Genomic DNA, 16,867 nt, shown 5'->3' with positions numbered 1-16,867 from the left:
TATTATTCTCGTTTTTTATATATATTGAAGCCTCCTGATAGGTTGCTGTTGTTTTCTGCTTTGAGTGGGAAGAAATAATTCCTCCATGTGCCTGCCTCTCTTTGTACCGGCATGCTAAGTACTTTTCTGTTTGATTGGAGATAAAACACCGAAAGGAAGGAAAGCCCTCCTTCCGATGTCTGATATAAATTGTTTTTAGAATTCTATGTCGTTATAACGAACAGTCCAAGGCAATACATTAATTGAAACTACAAGCGATGCATCATCTACTTCGTCAGGATTCGGTTTTGGATCCGGATCTTCTGTGCCTCCAGGAACCCAAGGTTCACCAATATTCAAGATCTTTGTAACAGCGAGATAATACACATTGTTACGTACCACACCAAATTCCATTCTTCCCAAGTTTGCATCCTGGCTCCAGTGTTTAATCATCCAGTTGTAGAAGCAGATTCCATTATAGTAACATCTTATTCCTTTGTTGATTAGCTTTGTGTTCAGTGCCTTTACTGCTGTTGAATAATTGATGTTTGTATAGGCTGCATTCACCTCACTTTCTGCAAACACAGTATTCAGTTGTTGTGCAGGGTTTTTGTAATCATTATTATAGGCAGTTGCTAAATCTGCATAAGTAGCATAAATTGTGTTTTTATATGTATAGAAGGTTCCGGCTGGAAGTCCATTTACACTGATACTTGCCTGATAAACAACAGAAGTTGTTTTGTTTGTATATTGTTCGTTGCTTGTCATTGTGTTTTCAAGGCAGTATGTAATATCTTGTCCAGTTGTGAATGTTTTTCCTACATTCTGATTGCTTACAATGAAGAAATCCCCTGTATACCATGGGGCAGTTGGTAAAACCGTTGTTTTATAATTGGCTTCCACAAAGTTTGGATCGACAATGTATGTACCAGCAATAGATCCCGCGTCTGATCTGCTTTCTGAATTCTTAAGCAAGAAAGAACGTTTGTTCAGGTTGTTGTAATCGAACTTTTGAATTGTTGCGGTTACACTTGTAGTTCCCTGCTTATTTGTTACATTGAATGTTGCGGTTGAAGTGTTTTCAACTAACTTGACAGTTGCTCGTTCAACATCAACTATTACAGTTGTAGGGTCTTTAACTGTACCATTGATTGATTGCGTAGTAGCATTAGACGCATTTCCCATCAGGAAGTTGTTTTCGCTGGCGATGCTTCCTGAGCCAGTTAAATCGGCTGAAGTCAATGTTGACATTTCTGTTTTCAATACTCCGGATGTGAAATCTGTTCCTACTGCAAATTTGCTTGCAACATCTGCTGTCGGGTTTAGGAATACATACACTTTTGCATCGCCTTTGGTTACAAGCTTGGGAGCTTTTGCCAGGTAATTCTTTGAAGAGGATGTTGGGTTGATAGTATTGTCATCAACTGCCGCATTTCCTTCAGGTGCAAAATCTGTTTTTGTGTATTCCACATAGTCGGTTACCTTGTGTGTAGTTTCTGAAACAAGGATGACTGCCACTTTTTGAAACTGTTGTTCTGTGGCTAATCCGTTTTGAAATCCGTCACCAGTCTCTGAACTTGTAGTTGCTTTTGTCAAAGTTGATCCTGGAAAGGCAATTTTTAACGCGAAGTATGCTTTTTCGTTGACTTTGTTGTCAACAATGTCATTACTTTCGCTGCAAGAAAATAGAGCTGTAGCAGCTATTCCCGCTAAAATAAATTTTTTAATTTTCATAGATTATCAATTATAATTATATATTATTTATCTATCTCTGTGTTTCGATGTTTTTCAAGTTTTCAGCTGATTGTGTCACTCCGGCAGCGGCGGCTTTGCTGAAGAGATATTTTGCATCTTCAGTTCTTCCTTCAAGAAAAGCAAGAACACCTTTATTATTAATTGTTTCGGCTAGACTTTGATCTGCTTTTGCCAGATACTTTTTAGCGGCTGATAAATCTCTTTTGTTCAAGGCGATAGATGCAGCATTTAGATTCGCTGTAGGATCTTCCGGGAACATTCTAACAGCAATATCAAATACTTCATTGAATTCTTCACTTCCTTTTTCGTAGGTTTGAGCAAGAAGGAACATTTCCTGAAGACTTAGAAGTTGAGGGCGTTTGTCAATGATGTTTTTTGTTTCGACCACACTGAATCCACGGACAATGTAATTCACTTTATAGTCCGAATGTCGCAGGGCGGGGAACCAGTTTTGAAGTATAAAACGATAAGGCTCTCCACCATTCAGAGCTTTCAGTTTCAGTTCTTTATCATCAGGTAATATTTTCTGGTTTATAATCGAAAGAATTTCATCCTTTTCCTTCAGGTTTGATTTATTCAAAAACCGAACAAACCCGTCCCAATCTTCAGCTGTAGAATATGCCGTAATTATTTTCTCGTCAAAATCATAAAGATTCATAACGTACCGTTTCAACTCTTCTGCTCTTTCTCTGGCCAATCTGGTGTTGTTTGCGTAACTGCCTTCCGGAGAAGCATATCCGTGTATTGTTATTGCTGTAATTATTGTGTTTTTATCATTCTTAACTACTTCAATTGTTTGTCTTATTTTTTCTAGTTCCGCAGGATTTCGTCTGTATTCTGGGTAAATTACAGTCTTGTTAACCGGAAAGTCCAGATAAGCACTTCCTTCTTCAGTCCGTCTCTTTATTGCTTCTGCACGTGGAACTATATACGCCACAGCAGGTATCCAACTATATGCATTACTCTCTTTTAGGTCGGACATGTTGATTACTACCAAAGTTGAGTTTTCCTCGGAAGCTCCTCCACAACCGCATAAATCAATATGCAGGTTTAATTTACCCTGACGCATCCATTCTTTGAAATCAATGTTAGTTTTATAATTTAGTTTTTGGGAAGTGTTATTAATGCGTCGCACTTCGGTAAAGATCTCTTTATCAGTTTTCTTTTGAGAACCTCTCAGATATGAGAAATGCTTTGCTCTTCCGTTTATCAGCACTTCAGGTAGTACTTTGCTATTTCCTTCTGCTTCAAGAACTGGAATGATGCTCATAGAACGGTTTGATTTGATTTTTAAATTGGACAAATCCAATGTCATTTCAATAAAAAGCTGAGAATCATACTTTCGTATATCTGATGAGGTTACACGTACCAATTCACCCGATGAAATTTGTTGTGCATTGATATTTATAGTCTGTAATGTCAGAAACAATGCAAGTATAGTAATGTAAATCTTTATTTTCATAGTCTGTATCAGCATTAGTGAATCGTATAAATAAGCGAGAGAGTAGCTTTGGTTACTCCCCAATAATTTTTATTTCCTGAATTGACCTTGGGACCACATTTCGGGCAAACATATTTGTCATAATGAGTGCGGGCATACCCACCTCCAATACTTGCTTCCAGATTCCAATGCTTGTTCAGAATCCACTGATTTCCAACACTAACACCACCTCCATAGAAATACCCTTCAAAGCGATGTTCCTTTACTTCCGGAAAGATATTAAAAGGAAATTCAATCCCCCCTACGTTGAATTGTCCTCCGTGAGCATGAATACCGAAGAATAATCCATTAAACCGCTCACAGTTCCAAAAACGAAGTTCAGGTTGAACCAGCCAATGCTTTAATTTTTTATTGTCATTATAAGTAAAAGGGTTTAATCCTCCATAAAGGTCTAGTGTCGTTTTCTTACCAAGACCTATTTCCAAAGCTAGGTTTGGAGTGGTAGTCGCATCGTATAGCAGGTTATTCTTAATCGTAAGATTCTGCGAATAAATGGCTATAGATACTGTGAGTGCATAAAATAAAGATAAAAGTTTGATTCTCATTTTGTCGTGTAAAATACAGTTAATTCGAAGTAAAAACTTAATTGACTGCAAAATTACTCTACAAGTATTTTTGTGAAAATCAAAAAAAGGACAATTTTTTATGTAAAAAGGACATTGTTGTGAAGGTATTTTTGTCCTTAATTGAGAAATAGATGAGAAGTGGATGAATTATTCAATATATTTCTTACAGTAGCTAACGAAGTGCCCAACAGAAGGAAAATCAAACTCATCTGCAATTTTTTGAACCGATTCACCTTGAGCTAATTTAATTTTTATCAATTTATTTTTTTGAAGCATTAGCCATTGGTAAGGAGTTGTATTAAAATGTTCTTTGAATTTTCTAGTTAAGGTTTTAGCGGACATATTGCATCTAGAGGCAAGTTCCTCAACGCTGCATGTTGGGGTGTGTCTGTTTAATACCATATTTCTAAAGTCGTTTTGGCTTTGAATCAATGGTGACAAAAAACGGGCTACAATCTTTTTTTCATAAAATGTTCGTATGATGAAAAAAAATTCATTTTTCTTTAAATTGTGAAGATGAATGCACTGAATGTTATTTCTTAGATACAAAATAATTCCATGTAAGAAATAATAAAGATGTTCTTCTATTCCAATGGCTTCCAATTCTACAACTTCTGAGGGACAATATATTTCCAAATCATTTAATGATAGTTTTTCATAGAACGGAAGGATGTCGATGATTCTCAAAAGTATTATTTTAGCATTTTGAAGTGCGGACCCACTATATAAGAAATTATTAGCAGAAACAAAGAACATACTTTCCTTCTCAAATATTAGTTGAGGGTCATTCTCTCTAGTTAATTCAATTTCGCCGCTGATAATAAATACGATACAGTTTTTATTCTTGTTCCTTACATTGAATGTCTCCCCTTTATTCAATGTATGCAAGCTAAAGTTTGAGCTATGATCAAATATATAGTTCGTATGTTCTTCATTCTTATCAGTATTTAAGGATTTCTTTTTATTCACTAATAATTGATCTTTCATAAATCTTTATTGGTTAGGATGTAAAAAAATCTTTTTTTAAGACTTGTAGAATAAATACTCAATTCTCTTTCAATATGAAAATTAATAACTGATAAATATAGATTTGTGTGATTAACTAGTTTAATCGCTTTTTTTATTTAGATTCACCTTTAGATAAAGTATTTGTGTCTTTTTTTTGAGCAAAGATATAATTTTTCTTCTTATTATTGAATGTTTTGCAAACAAATTATTTATAATCCAGTTAATTAAAAATAATTAAAGAATCTGTTACTTTATGCATATTGCTTAGGATGATAAATGTATGTTTATAATGAAGTAGATGTATTTTAATAAATAGACCATCTAAGTTGTTTATTTCTTGCTGTTTGTATATAAAATAAATAGCATAAACACTTTTTAACAAACTAAATCCTAATTAATGAGGATTGTGAGAAAAAGGAGGATACTGTACTTTTGCATCCGAATTAATAATTTAGACAAAATGTTTAAACCAGCACTTTTATTATCTCTTTTGTTCCTCAGTCAGAATATGAAATCAAATCCGATTGAGAATGATACTCTGAAAAAGCCTCACGTAGTTTTAGATGAAGTGGTGATCACTTCCTATAAGGAGAAAAAGAATATTCGGGAAATCCCGGCTTCAGTCTCTTTAGTATCCTTGAGCGAAATTCGGAATAAGAACATTATGGATGTGAAAGAAATAAGTTCTTATGTACCGAACCTCTTTATTCCCGATTATGGTTCCAAATTGACATCACCTGTATATATTCGTGGTATTGGATCCAAAATTAATGCTCCTTCAGTAGGATTATACGTAGATGGAATTCCTTTTTTCGAGAAATCGGTTTTTGATTTCGATATGAACGAAGTAGAGAGAGTTGAAGTGCTTCGCGGACCGCAGGGAACCCTTTACGGAAGGAACACAATGGGCGGTATAATCAATGTGTATACTAAAAATCCATTGATATATCAGGGAGCGACTCTTAGCGCAACTGCCGGGAATTATGGTCAAACCCGTTTCTCCGGTTCCTATTATGGTAAGTTGAATGATTCATTTGGGTACTCTGTGGCTGGTAGTTACAAGCATACCGATGGCTTTTTTAAGAATATGTATACCGGATCTATGGCAGACAACCAGAATTCTGCTTCCGGAAAACTGAAACTGTTCTGGAAGAAAAGTCCTCGTTTCAATTCGAATTTGATGGTAAATTACGAATATTCCGATCAGGGTGGTTATCCTTACGGACTTATGGACCTTAAAACCGGAGAGATTGGAGATGTGAATTACAACAGATACAGCTCATATCGTAGGGGGGTACTAACCAGCGGATTGACTATGAACTATTCGTTTGATAAGTTTCTTTTAAAATCAGTGACTGGATATCAATATTTTGATGATCGTCAGGCCATTGATCAGGACTTTACTACAAAAGATCTTTATTTTGTGACTCAGACCCAGCGACAACATATGATTTCTGAAGAGCTGGAAATGAGATCGGCCGGAGATAGTCGTTATACCTGGCTGAATGGTTTCTTTGCTTTCCACCAAAGTTCTGTAAGTGAGGTGAAAGTTTTGCCGATAGTGAAAGATTACAATGCACCGACCGATGGTTTTGCTTTTTATCATCAGTCAACATTGAAAGACCTAATTTTAGAAAAATTATCTGCAACCGTCGGATTGCGTTTGGATTATGAGAAATCCAGTCAAGATTACGACTATGTGAAAATAGTTTCGGACGTGACTCAACCGGTTCAATCGCTCGATACTAAACTTGATTTCTCTAAGTTGACTCCAAAGTTCTCTTTGCAATATCAGTTTACTCCTAATAATATGGCCTATGCAACCGTGACTAATGGATATAAGACGGGAGGATTCAACACCTCGTTTGATGCGGATAAAGATCAAACCTTTAAACCGGAAACAAGCTGGAACTATGAGGTGGGAGGCAAGTTTTCATTCTTTGGAGACCGCCTCAAGGGTGATGCTTCCTTGTTCTACATCGACTGGAGGAATCAGCAGATTTCACAGCCGCTGGCTAGCGGAAAAGGATTGATGCTGAGAAACGCCGGTAAGTCTTACAGTAAAGGAGTTGAACTAGCGATGCAAGGGAATGTATGTAAAGGACTGAATTTACAAATGAGCTATGGTTATACAGAAGCTAAATTCCGCTCCTATATTTCCGGGGCCAATGACTTCTCAGGTAACTACATTCCTTATATTCCTCGCCAGACCATGATGCTTGGAGGAGATTATACGTTGAATCTTAATTCACGATTCATTGAACAGCTGGTTTTCTCTACACAATATATCGGCACCGGAAAACTTTACTGGAACGATAAAAACTCTGTTAACCAAGGTTATTATGGAATACTGAATGGGAAAGTATCGGCTCGTAAAGGAAATCTGATGGTTGATTTTTGGATTAAGAATGCAACATCTACCCACTATACCGCGTTCTATCTGGAGTCGCTCGGAAACTCTTTCGGTCAGAAAGGCAAACCGATGACCTTGGGTACAACCATCTCTTATTCTTTTTAAATAATTAAATGATGAATATAAAACAAACGAATAAGTTATTTACCTTCTTTTCACTCTACATCGCTCAGTCGGTGCCTATGAGTTTGTTCAGTACCTTGCTGCCTGTATTAATGCGGCAAGGTAACTTTTCATTAAGTACCATTGGTTTGCTTCAGCTAATGAAACTACCATGGATATTGAAAATATTCTGGGCTCCGCTTGTCGATAGAAAAACTTCTGAATTGAGTACATATAAAAGATGGATCTTTTCATCCGAAATGGTTTATGCCGTTCTTATCCTGCTGGTGGCTTTCCTGGATCTGAAAACAAATTTCTATACCATCTTTGCTTTAATCATTTTATCGTTTATTGCTTCGGCCACTCAGGATATTGCAACCGATGCCTTGACTGCTCTTTCTTTTAACCGCAGAGAGCGGGGCGTAGCCAACAGCATGCAAAGTATGGGTAGTTTTGCCGGAGCGGTAGTTGGCGGTGGATTGTTGCTTTTACATTATAAATTCATCGGTTGGAGCAATTTAATGATCAGTGTTTCCTTTTTTGTAATGCTGGCATTAGTTCCGCTCTTCTTCTACAAAGATAAGAAATTTACTCCCAGACAGGGACATGCACCTATCCGAATGAAAGACCTATGGCTTTTCTTTCACCAAAAAGGAGTGGGTAGACAACTGGTTTTCCTGATTCTTTGTTATTCCGGTCTGATTGGAATTCTGGCTATGGTGAAACCCTATATGGTAGATTTAGGTTATAAAACGGGTGAAATTGGTGTTATATTTGGTATCTTTGGGTCGTTGTGCGGCTGCCTGTTTTCATTTGTGGGCGGATATGTGATTCGTTCCGTGGGACGTTATTATTCACGTATCCTTTTTGCCTGCCTTGTACTGGCAACTACATTACTATTCTATTTCCTCTCTCTTTCCACTCCAGGTAAGCTAATGCTTTATGTGGCAATTTTTTGTCTTTGGGCAAGCTACGGTCTCTCTTCGGTATTGGTAAATACGGTTGCAATGGACTTCCTAAGAGATGGCAGAGAAGGAACAGATTTTACACTCCAAACGGTGATTACACACTTAAGCAGCATGATTATTGCTGTATTTAGCGGAAAGCTTGCCGATTGCCTGGGTTACAGCGGACTGTTTCTTATTGAGTGCGGACTGGCTGTTTCGTCGTTGATTTTTATATTGGTTAGTTTTAAAAAGACGTCTCATCATGAATGAACATTTGATTGCAAAATATAATGTACCAACACCAAGGTACACCAGTTATCCTCCGGCCAACTATTTCCATGATCAGTTTACAAATGAGGAGTTTGAGAAAGCGGTGATTGCATCTAACAAGACTCATCCGCAAAATATCTCTTTCTATATCCATATCCCTTTTTGCCGACATCTGTGCCATTACTGTGGATGCAATTCGTATCCTATGGCTAAAGATGAAGTGATTGCTGCCTATATCGATGCTTTAAAGAAAGAGATCGGTAAGGTGATTCCGCTATTGGATAAAAGCAGAAAAATTTCGCAGATACATTACGGTGGAGGAAGTCCCAGCAGCATTCCGCTTCATTACCTGAAGGAGATTAACGAACTGCTTCTTTCGGAATTTGAATGCACCGAAGATCCCGAGATTGCTATCGAATGTCATCCGGCATATCTGAACGAAACAAACTGGATGGAATTGATTAAGGCAGGATTTAACCGCTGCAGCATTGGTGTGCAGGATTTTAATGAAAAGGTATTGAAAGGTGTAAACCGTAGACCATCTTTATTGGAGATGGAGACCATTTTCGGGTTGCTCAGATCTCATGGCGTTTCAATCAATCTCGATTTCATTTACGGTCTTCCATATCAGTCTGTGGAAAGCTTTGAAAAGACTATCCTGAAAGCAGTTTCTCTGAAACCCGATCGCCTGGTAACCTTTTCATATGCCCATGTGCCCTGGGTGAACAAGGCTATGACGATATTAGAGAAGAATGGATTGCCATCACCACAAGAGAAGAGCGGTATGTACAATGCCGCCAAACGAATTTTGACAGAGAAAGGATATCAACCCATCGGACTGGACCATTTCGTATTGCCGGATGATGACCTGAATAAGGCGCTTTTATCAGGACAGCTGCATCGTAATTTTCAGGGATACTGTACACGGAAAACCACCGGTCAGGTATACGCTTTCGGGGTAACAGCCATTAGTCAGCTCTCTATGGTCTATAGTCAGAATACAAAAAGTATTCCCGAATACATTCAAAAGATGAATAATGGGGTATTTGCTATTATTAAAGGATATACCCTCAATCGGGAAGAGCAGATTGCCAAAGAAGTTATCACCACGTTGATGTGCAATGACCGGCTTAACTGGAAAGAAATTTCTGCTCATATCGGGATGGATGAGGCCGAAATTAAAAATGCCATCTCGTACGATGAAGAGAAACTAGCCGAATTTGCCGAGGATGGAATAATTACCTATTCTCCCGAAGAGATTGATATTACTCCTGAAGGGTCACTTTTTGTACGGAATGTGGCGGCATCGTTCGATCCATTGATGAAAAAAGGAGATCAATCCAAACGATTTTCAAAACCTGTTTAAATATAAGCTGATATATGAATAAGAACAAAGAGGTTGATGTTGTAATTATCGGTGCCGGAGTTACAGGACTGGTTACCGCTTTCTATCTGATTGAAAAAGGACTGAAAGTGCTTGTACTGGATAAAAGCGACAGAGTAGGCGGACAGATGGAATCTATTCATGAAGACGGATTTGTTTTTGAATCGGGCCCCAATACTGGTGTTGTTTCCAATGCCGAGGTGGTGGAACTCTTTCAGAAGCTGCATCCTCACTGCTCGCTGGAAATTGCCCGGAAAGAAGCAAAAGTCAGACTAATCTGGAAAGATGGTGCTTTTCATCCGTTGCCTTCCGGACTCTCTTCAGCGGTAAGTACACCTCTTTTTACCTTGAGCGATAAGATAAGGGTGCTTTTCGAACCTCTTCGAAAAAAAGGAGACGATCCGTTTGAAAGTATCGGAAGCCTGACAAAGAGGAGACTTGGTAAATCATTCCTCAACTATGCCGTCGATCCCTTTATTTCTGGCATTTACGCGGGAGATCCTAGTAAATTGGTGACTCGTTTTGCATTGCCTAAACTATACAACCTGGAACAAAACTATGGCAGTTTTATCCGAGGAAGTATCAAGAAAGCTTCGGAGCCTAAATCCGAACGTGATAAGCTGGCTACGAAAGAGGTGTTTTCCGTTCCTGGAGGATTCGGAGAGTTGACCAAAGCTTTGAAAGAAAAGATTAAAGAAGAAAATATTCGCCTATCTGTAAAGAGTATTTCGGTGCAGCCGGTAGAAGATGGTTGGCAAACATTTCTCTCCAGCGATGAACAGATTCATTCTCGTTACATTGTCTCAACTGCTCCTGCTTTTGCTTTGCCGGAACTACTTCCTTTTATTGATGAGAAGGAGATGAACCCCATTAGCTCTCTTCGTTATGCACCGGTGATTCAGGTGGGAGTAGGAGTGACAAAAGCCGACGGACATGTGCCAAATGCTTTCGGCGGACTGGTTCCTTCGTGTGAGAAGAAAAAAATGCTGGGAATCCTGTTTCCCTCTTCTTGTTTCTCTCATCGTAGCCCTGAAGGCGGAGGTACGCTCTCATTCTTTATAGGTGGTAGTAAACATCCGGAATATCTTGACTATACAGATACACAACTGGAAGAACTGGTAAAAGAGTCTCTGTGTACTATGCTGGGATTTCCACACGGGTATACTCCTGATAAGATAAAGATCTTCCGTCATGAAAGAGCCATACCGCAGTATGAGGCTGACAGTGAAGAACGCCTGACAAGCATTGAACGCCTGAAGGAACAATATCCTCGTCTTTTTTTGGCAGGAGGAATAAGAGACGGCATCGGCATGGCCGACCGCATCAAGCAGGCCACTAGGATTGCCGAAGAAATTGTGAACTTAAAGTAACACCTAACTGTTCTTTATAAAAACAAGAAAGTAATGATAGAGTGTGTTATATTACATAATGAAAAAGAAAATCGATTTGAAACAGAAGTAGATGGCCAATTTGCTTATGTTGATTATATTCCTTATGAGGGAGGACTCGACTTTACACATACCTGGGTGCCGCGGGAGATTGGCGGTAAAGGGGTTGCTGCAGCCTTAGTTGACCACGCATTGCAATATGCCCGCGATAATCATCTGAAAGTCATAGCTTCTTGTCCGTATGTAAAAGCATACGTGCAGAAACATGATGAGTACAAAATACTTTGCCAGTAGACCTTTTTAAAATAGAGGCCGGTAGTCAGTAGTTCAAACCTTACGAAATAGTTTTTAGACCCGGGTGTAGGCTATCCGTACACCCGGGTCTAAAGCATCTGTACATCCGGATGTACAGTTAGCCTACATCCGGGTGTACCCCGAAATTATTGGAGAAGAAAAAAAATGATGGCGAAGTGATTGAATTTATCTTTCTTTTAATCAATCTAAATTAGCCTGACAGTCCCTTTTTTAATGACAATAATCTTTCTGAAATTTAAAATAAATGTATCTTTGTTTCATTACATACAAGCAAAATAATAATGAAGGAAGATTTAATAAAGCAGAAGGTTCAGGGGTGGATTGTCTCTATGTCTTTGATTATTCTTGTTGGAAAATTCATAGCTTTCTATCTTACAAATTCTGTAGGTATACTGACAGATGCCATGGAGAGCATCGTTAATGTAACAGCTGGACTAATTAGTTTTTTTAGTTTGAGGTATGCAGCGCGACCTAAAGACAAAAAACATCCGTTTGGTCATGGAAAGGTGGAATTGATATCTGCTTCAATCGAAGGACTGCTGATTATGATAGCCGGAGGAATGATTATCTATGAGGGGGTTCGTCGTCTTTTTGAGCCTGCCACGATAGGCAAACTGGATATTGGTATTGCTGTGGTAGCTGTTTCCGGAGCCATAAATTATGTAATGGGATGGTACAGTATCCGGATGGGGAAGAAGTATGATTCAATTGCGCTGGAAGCAGGAGGAAAGCATCTGCAATCGGATACTTATTCAACCATCGGTCTGGTGGTTGGTCTTTCACTGCTTTTCTTTACCGGATTGAAATGGATAGACAGCGCTTTGGCGTTGATATTTGGTTCCATTATCGTTGTGACCGGTGTTCTGATACTTCGGAAAACAATTGCCAACCTGATGGACAAAGCCGATGATGAAGTTCTGCATAAAATGCTGGAAGTGATCTCGACCGTGAGAAAACCGGAATGGATTGACATCCATAATATGAAAATCATTAAGTATGGAAGTTATCTATTCGTGGATTGCGATTTAACTCTACCGTGGTTTTATAATATTACGGAGGGGCATCAGGCCTGCGATGAATTGAAAGGAATTCTGTCTGCAAGATATTCAGATAGATTGCTGGTGACGATTCATTCTGACCCTTGTCAGGAGAAACATTGCAACCATTGTCAGATGAGTGACTGTGAGTATCGAAAATATCCTTTTACAGCACCGTTGAAACTCACGCTTAAAGAGCTTACGGCAAGTGATGAGGAACATAAAGAAGAGCACCTGAATTCAGTTGTTTGATATGTTTTTCCTCAAAATATAACACGATATTCCTAAATGAGGTATATGAAGAAAAAAGTTATTGCATTTATAGGATTATTCATTTCATCCCGTCTGCTTTTTGCGCAAATCCCGGTGAAACATACGCTTAACCTCTCCATTTGGGATCCGGTTGCTACCTCACCTTACGATTCGTTGAGCATGACCAGAGTGACGCTTGGATTATCTTCCAAGACATATCAACTGAAGGGTGTGGGAATAAACCTTCTTGCTCATTTCAATGAGCACAGGGTCAGCGGATTTTCACTTAATGGTGTAGGTGAGTTCGTAAACGGAAATATGAATGGGGTGGAGGTTGCCGGACTTTTTAACGTTGTGACCGGTCATATGCACGGTGTGCAGATTGCTGCGGTACAAAATACCAGCGTACAACATGCCAAGGGGATGATGATTGCTGGGATAACCAACTTTGCAATAGGCAATGCAAGAGGTATTCAGTTGGCAGGTGTAACAAACATGGCTGGTTCTCATTTCAGTGGAGTACAAATCTCTTCAGGAGTGAACATTGCAACATCTTCATCTGATTTGCTTCAATTGGCCGGCATGGTCAATGTCTGTTCGGAACCAATCAACGGTATTCAGATAGGAATGGGGAATTATGCCGGAGGAGTGAACGGCGTTCAGGCTGGTTTACTCAATCTTTGTGGTGGAGAGGTTAAGGGAGTACAGGTAGGAATCATTAACCACAGCAAAGATACCTCGGCCGTTAAAATCGGATTGGTTAATATCAATCCCAAAACAAGAATTCAGCTGATGACTTATGGGGGGAATACAACGAAGATAAACACGGCTGTCCGGTTTAAAAACACCTATACCTATTCTATCCTTGGAATTGGCACTCATTATTTAGGGCTAAACGAAAAGTTTTCGGGTTCTCTATTTTACAGGGTTGGTGCCGGATTAACTCCTTTCAAGAGGGCATTTATAAGTTCAGATGCCGGTTTCTCGCACATAGAAAATTTTGATAATGAAAGTCAGGCAACGCCAGAACGAATGTATTCACTTCAGCTGAGGTTAAACCTGGAATATTATCCTTTATCCAGACTGGGAATCTTTGCATCGGGTGGTTATGCACACACACGATACTATAAAGCCAACCGGATTTATGAAAACAAACCAATTGTAGAGTTGGGAATCATACTGTTTTAATTTGATATTATGAAAAGAGTTTTTCTGTTTTATATATTTCTATTAATAGTAACCGGCTTACATGCTCAGCAGGCAGATTCGTTGTATGCGTTTAACGATTCCTCCCGGATAGCGAAGCATCCTTGGCGGGCAGCCATTCAAACTGCTGCGCTAAATGTTGGTGTCTGGGGATTCGACCGCTATGTGATGAATGAAGAATTTGCAAAAATAAGCCTTTCTTCCATTGGACACAACCTGAAAAATGGTTTTGTGTGGGACAATGATAAATTCTCTACCAATCTGTTTGCCCATCCATATCACGGAGGTCTCTATTTTAATTCGGCTCGCAGTAATGGCCTTTCGTTTTGGGAATCGGCTCCTTATGCCTTTGCAGGAAGTTTGATGTGGGAAATCTGCGCGGAAAAAGAGCCGCCTGCCATAAACGATTTTCTGGCAACTTCCATAGGAGGAACGGCATTGGGTGAGGTTACTCACAGGCTTTCGTCACTGGTACTTGATGATTCAAAATCGGGTTCCAGCCGTTTTTTTCGTGAATTACTGGGAACCATCATTTGCCCGTCACGCGGGTTGAACCGATTAATAACAGGAGATGCCTGGAAGGTAAAACATTCCTATTATAAACACCATGATTACGAAACACTGCCGGTGAAGTTTACGGCAACGTTTGGTGACAGATATCTGGCCAACAATAACAACCTTTTTCAGGGAAGTAACAGTCCTTATGTGGAATTTGATGTAACATATGGAGATCCGTTACAGGAAACCACGAACCAGCCCTTTGACTTTTTCAGTTTCAGTACAACCTTCAACCTGATTGGCAAACAGCCGTTGATAGGTTCTGTCAACCTTACAGCAAAGCTGTTGGGTAAGTACCTGGAGCCGGTAAAAGGACATAAAATGATGATTGGACTTTTCCAGCATTTTGATTTTTATGATTCTGAATCTGTAATTGATGGGTCAGGGTACATTCCTTTCAAAATTTCTGAAGCGGCGGCTTTTGGTCCGGGAATGATTTATCAATTTCCTGCAGCAACCAAAGTGACTATCCGCCAAAGTTCCTATTTAAATGCAATTCTTGTAGGAGGGAGTCTTACCGACCACTACAATGTGATTGATAGAAATTATAACATGGGTAGCGGATTCAGTATTAAGAGTAATACCTTCATTGATTTTGGCCGATATGGCAATTTTAATCTGAACCTGCAACATTATCGTATATTTACCTGGAAAGGATACGATGGGGAAGCTCTGAAAGATATGACACCAGACGATTTACTTTACTTAAATGCTCAGGGAGATAAAGGCAATGTGCAACTTAGTATTGTAAATCCTACCATGGGCATAAATCTGAGTCCGAAATACAAAGTCAGCCTCGGATTCTACTATTACATGCGAAATACACATTACACAGATACTAAATTAACAGATGTCTCTTCTCAAACATTCGAAACCCGATTGGGGTTAAGGTATACATTTTAATTCATCCCCAATTTGTACTTCTCAATTTAGCTGCATGCTATTCAATTTGAGTTAAAATATTAAGAAACATTTGTCACAACTCTTTTTGTATATTCTTTGTTATTATTAATAACAAGTTTATTCAGGATAACAATGACAAGAAGATTGATGGCAGTGGCTCTGTTGCTACTCTTTTTTTGTTTGCTGCAAGCGCAAAACAAGAAGTGGCGTCCTATAAATATTTCTATATGGAATCCGGTTGCGATAGTTCCATTCGATTCCTTGAATGTCTCCAATATAAATTTGGGTTTTTGTTCCAAAACAAACAGATTAAACGGTTTGAGTGCTAATGTTTTTGCAAATTTTTGCCATCAAGATTTAAATGGATTACTATTTACCGGAGGTTATAATTTTCTGCATAAAGACATGAATGGTTTAGAAATAGCCGGCCTTTTCAATGTGGTAAAAGGACATATGCATGGATTGCAGATAAGTGCCATTCAAAATACTGTTGTAAGGTATTCCAAAGGATTAATGATTTGTGGCATTACAAATTTTTCAGTTGGAGACACCAAAGGTATTCAACTGGCAGGAATGAGTAACATAGCAGGTTCCAGAGCAAGTGGGATACAGTTTGCAGGTGGAATAAACATAGCTTCTTCTTCATCCAGACTTTTTCAATTGGCTGGTTTGGTTAATGTATGTGAGGAGTCAATCAAAGGCGTTCAGTTGGGCTTGGCGAATTATGCCGGGGGAGTCAGAGGTGTTCAATTAGGACTTATCAATATTTGCGGTGATGACGTAAAGGGAGTGCAGATAGGATTGATTAATCATAGCAGCGATACATCAACAGTGAAATTAGGATTGGTGAATGTAAACCCCAAAACCCGGATCCAGATGTTGTTCTATAGTGGAAACGTTAATAAAATAAATCTGGGTATTCGGTTCAAAGCACATTACACATACTCGATATTAGGATTTGGAACATCTTATAAAGGCCTTGATGATAAGTTCTCCGGCTCACTTTTTTATAGATTGGGTGTTGGAATCAAATTTTTAAGGGTGCTGGAGATTAGTTCTGATGCCGGTTTTTATCACATTCAGAATTTTGAGAAAGATGGTTTAAACGGCTATCCCAAACGGCTATATTCTTTGCAGGGGCGCCTGAACCTTGAACTTCACCCAATTTCTAAATTAGGTATTTTTGCTTCGGGAGGATTTGCACAGACAAGACGTTATGGAACCGGAGTGGTTTTTGAGAACAGACCAATAATGGAATGTGGAATTGTCTTGTTTTAAACTGA

General features: G+C 38.9%; 13 protein-coding genes. 9 read left to right on the top strand and 4 right to left on the bottom strand.

The features are described 5' to 3' along the window. Nucleotides 1-195 precede the first annotated feature (195 nt). The 4 genes from ABWU87_RS06845 to ABWU87_RS06830 form a co-directional block, all read right to left on the bottom strand. Nucleotides 196-1,713, bottom strand: coding sequence for an Mfa1 family fimbria major subunit (locus ABWU87_RS06845; RefSeq protein ID WP_353334245.1), 1,518 nt, complete (start codon nt 1,711-1,713; stop codon nt 196-198). 31 nt (nt 1,714-1,744) lie between these two features. Next, complete coding sequence (locus ABWU87_RS06840; RefSeq protein WP_353334244.1) at nt 1,745-3,196, bottom strand: DUF3868 domain-containing protein; 1,452 nt, start codon at nt 3,194-3,196, stop codon at nt 1,745-1,747. 14 nt (nt 3,197-3,210) lie between these two features. Then, nucleotides 3,211-3,774, bottom strand: coding sequence for a DUF3575 domain-containing protein (locus ABWU87_RS06835; RefSeq protein ID WP_353334430.1), 564 nt, complete (start codon nt 3,772-3,774; stop codon nt 3,211-3,213). 174 nt (nt 3,775-3,948) lie between these two features. Beyond that, nucleotides 3,949-4,788 (bottom strand): helix-turn-helix domain-containing protein, encoded by an 840-nt coding sequence (locus ABWU87_RS06830; protein WP_353334243.1) that lies wholly within the window; start codon nt 4,786-4,788, stop codon nt 3,949-3,951. A 481-nt stretch (nt 4,789-5,269) separates the two neighbouring features. On the opposite strand from ABWU87_RS06830, the gene ABWU87_RS06825 reads away from it, so the two are divergent. The 9 genes from ABWU87_RS06825 (at nt 5,270) to ABWU87_RS06785 (ending at nt 16,862) form a co-directional block, all read left to right on the top strand. Further along, on the top strand, nt 5,270-7,327 hold the full coding sequence (locus tag ABWU87_RS06825; RefSeq protein WP_353334242.1) for a TonB-dependent receptor: 2,058 nt from the start codon (nt 5,270-5,272) through the stop codon (nt 7,325-7,327). An 8-nt stretch (nt 7,328-7,335) separates the two neighbouring features. Continuing rightward, a complete protein-coding gene (locus tag ABWU87_RS06820) occupies nt 7,336-8,541 on the top strand; it encodes an MFS transporter (protein WP_353334241.1) in 1,206 nt (401 codons plus the stop codon). Further along, nucleotides 8,534-9,907: an oxygen-independent coproporphyrinogen III oxidase gene (hemN, locus tag ABWU87_RS06815; protein ID WP_353334240.1), complete on the top strand. Its 1,374-nt coding sequence runs from the start codon at nt 8,534-8,536 to the stop codon at nt 9,905-9,907. Before ABWU87_RS06820 ends, hemN begins: the two co-directional genes overlap by 8 nt. Nucleotides 9,908-9,921: 14 nt before the next feature. Continuing rightward, nucleotides 9,922-11,295, top strand: a complete 1,374-nt coding sequence (gene hemG / locus ABWU87_RS06810; RefSeq protein WP_353334239.1) for a protoporphyrinogen oxidase — start codon at nt 9,922-9,924, stop codon at nt 11,293-11,295. 33 nt (nt 11,296-11,328) lie between these two features. Further along, nucleotides 11,329-11,607: a GNAT family N-acetyltransferase gene (locus tag ABWU87_RS06805; RefSeq protein ID WP_353334238.1), complete on the top strand. Its 279-nt coding sequence runs from the start codon at nt 11,329-11,331 to the stop codon at nt 11,605-11,607. 302 nt (nt 11,608-11,909) lie between these two features. Continuing rightward, nucleotides 11,910-12,917: a cation diffusion facilitator family transporter gene (locus tag ABWU87_RS06800; protein ID WP_353334237.1), complete on the top strand. Its 1,008-nt coding sequence runs from the start codon at nt 11,910-11,912 to the stop codon at nt 12,915-12,917. Between the two features lie 45 nt (nt 12,918-12,962). After that, on the top strand, nt 12,963-14,105 hold the full coding sequence (locus tag ABWU87_RS06795; RefSeq protein WP_353334236.1) for an LA_2272 family surface repeat-containing protein: 1,143 nt from the start codon (nt 12,963-12,965) through the stop codon (nt 14,103-14,105). 9 nt (nt 14,106-14,114) lie between these two features. Further along, nucleotides 14,115-15,584: a DUF3943 domain-containing protein gene (locus ABWU87_RS06790; protein ID WP_353334235.1), complete on the top strand. Its 1,470-nt coding sequence runs from the start codon at nt 14,115-14,117 to the stop codon at nt 15,582-15,584. Between the two features lie 132 nt (nt 15,585-15,716). Beyond that, a complete protein-coding gene (locus ABWU87_RS06785) occupies nt 15,717-16,862 on the top strand; it encodes an LA_2272 family surface repeat-containing protein (protein WP_353334234.1) in 1,146 nt (381 codons plus the stop codon). The last annotated feature ends 5 nt before the right edge of the window (nt 16,863-16,867 follow it).

The organism is Bacteroides sedimenti, from assembly GCF_040365225.1.
GTDB classification, from domain to species: Bacteria; Bacteroidota; Bacteroidia; order Bacteroidales; family Bacteroidaceae; genus Bacteroides; species Bacteroides sedimenti.
This window is presented reverse-complemented; position numbering and strand designations above follow the sequence as displayed.

Coding starts and splice junctions, on each gene's coding strand:
- ABWU87_RS06800 (WP_353334237.1), top strand. CDS start 11,910: ATGAAGGAAGATTTAATAAAGCAGAAGGTTCAGGGGTGGATTGTCTCT.
- ABWU87_RS06845 (WP_353334245.1), bottom strand. CDS start 1,713: ATGAAAATTAAAAAATTTATTTTAGCGGGAATAGCTGCTACAGCTCTA.
- ABWU87_RS06840 (WP_353334244.1), bottom strand. CDS start 3,196: ATGAAAATAAAGATTTACATTACTATACTTGCATTGTTTCTGACATTA.
- hemG (WP_353334239.1), top strand. CDS start 9,922: ATGAATAAGAACAAAGAGGTTGATGTTGTAATTATCGGTGCCGGAGTT.
- hemN (WP_353334240.1), top strand. CDS start 8,534: ATGAATGAACATTTGATTGCAAAATATAATGTACCAACACCAAGGTAC.
- ABWU87_RS06825 (WP_353334242.1), top strand. CDS start 5,270: ATGTTTAAACCAGCACTTTTATTATCTCTTTTGTTCCTCAGTCAGAAT.
- ABWU87_RS06830 (WP_353334243.1), bottom strand. CDS start 4,788: ATGAAAGATCAATTATTAGTGAATAAAAAGAAATCCTTAAATACTGAT.
- ABWU87_RS06785 (WP_353334234.1), top strand. CDS start 15,717: ATGACAAGAAGATTGATGGCAGTGGCTCTGTTGCTACTCTTTTTTTGT.
- ABWU87_RS06795 (WP_353334236.1), top strand. CDS start 12,963: ATGAAGAAAAAAGTTATTGCATTTATAGGATTATTCATTTCATCCCGT.
- ABWU87_RS06805 (WP_353334238.1), top strand. CDS start 11,329: ATGATAGAGTGTGTTATATTACATAATGAAAAAGAAAATCGATTTGAA.
- ABWU87_RS06820 (WP_353334241.1), top strand. CDS start 7,336: ATGATGAATATAAAACAAACGAATAAGTTATTTACCTTCTTTTCACTC.
- ABWU87_RS06790 (WP_353334235.1), top strand. CDS start 14,115: ATGAAAAGAGTTTTTCTGTTTTATATATTTCTATTAATAGTAACCGGC.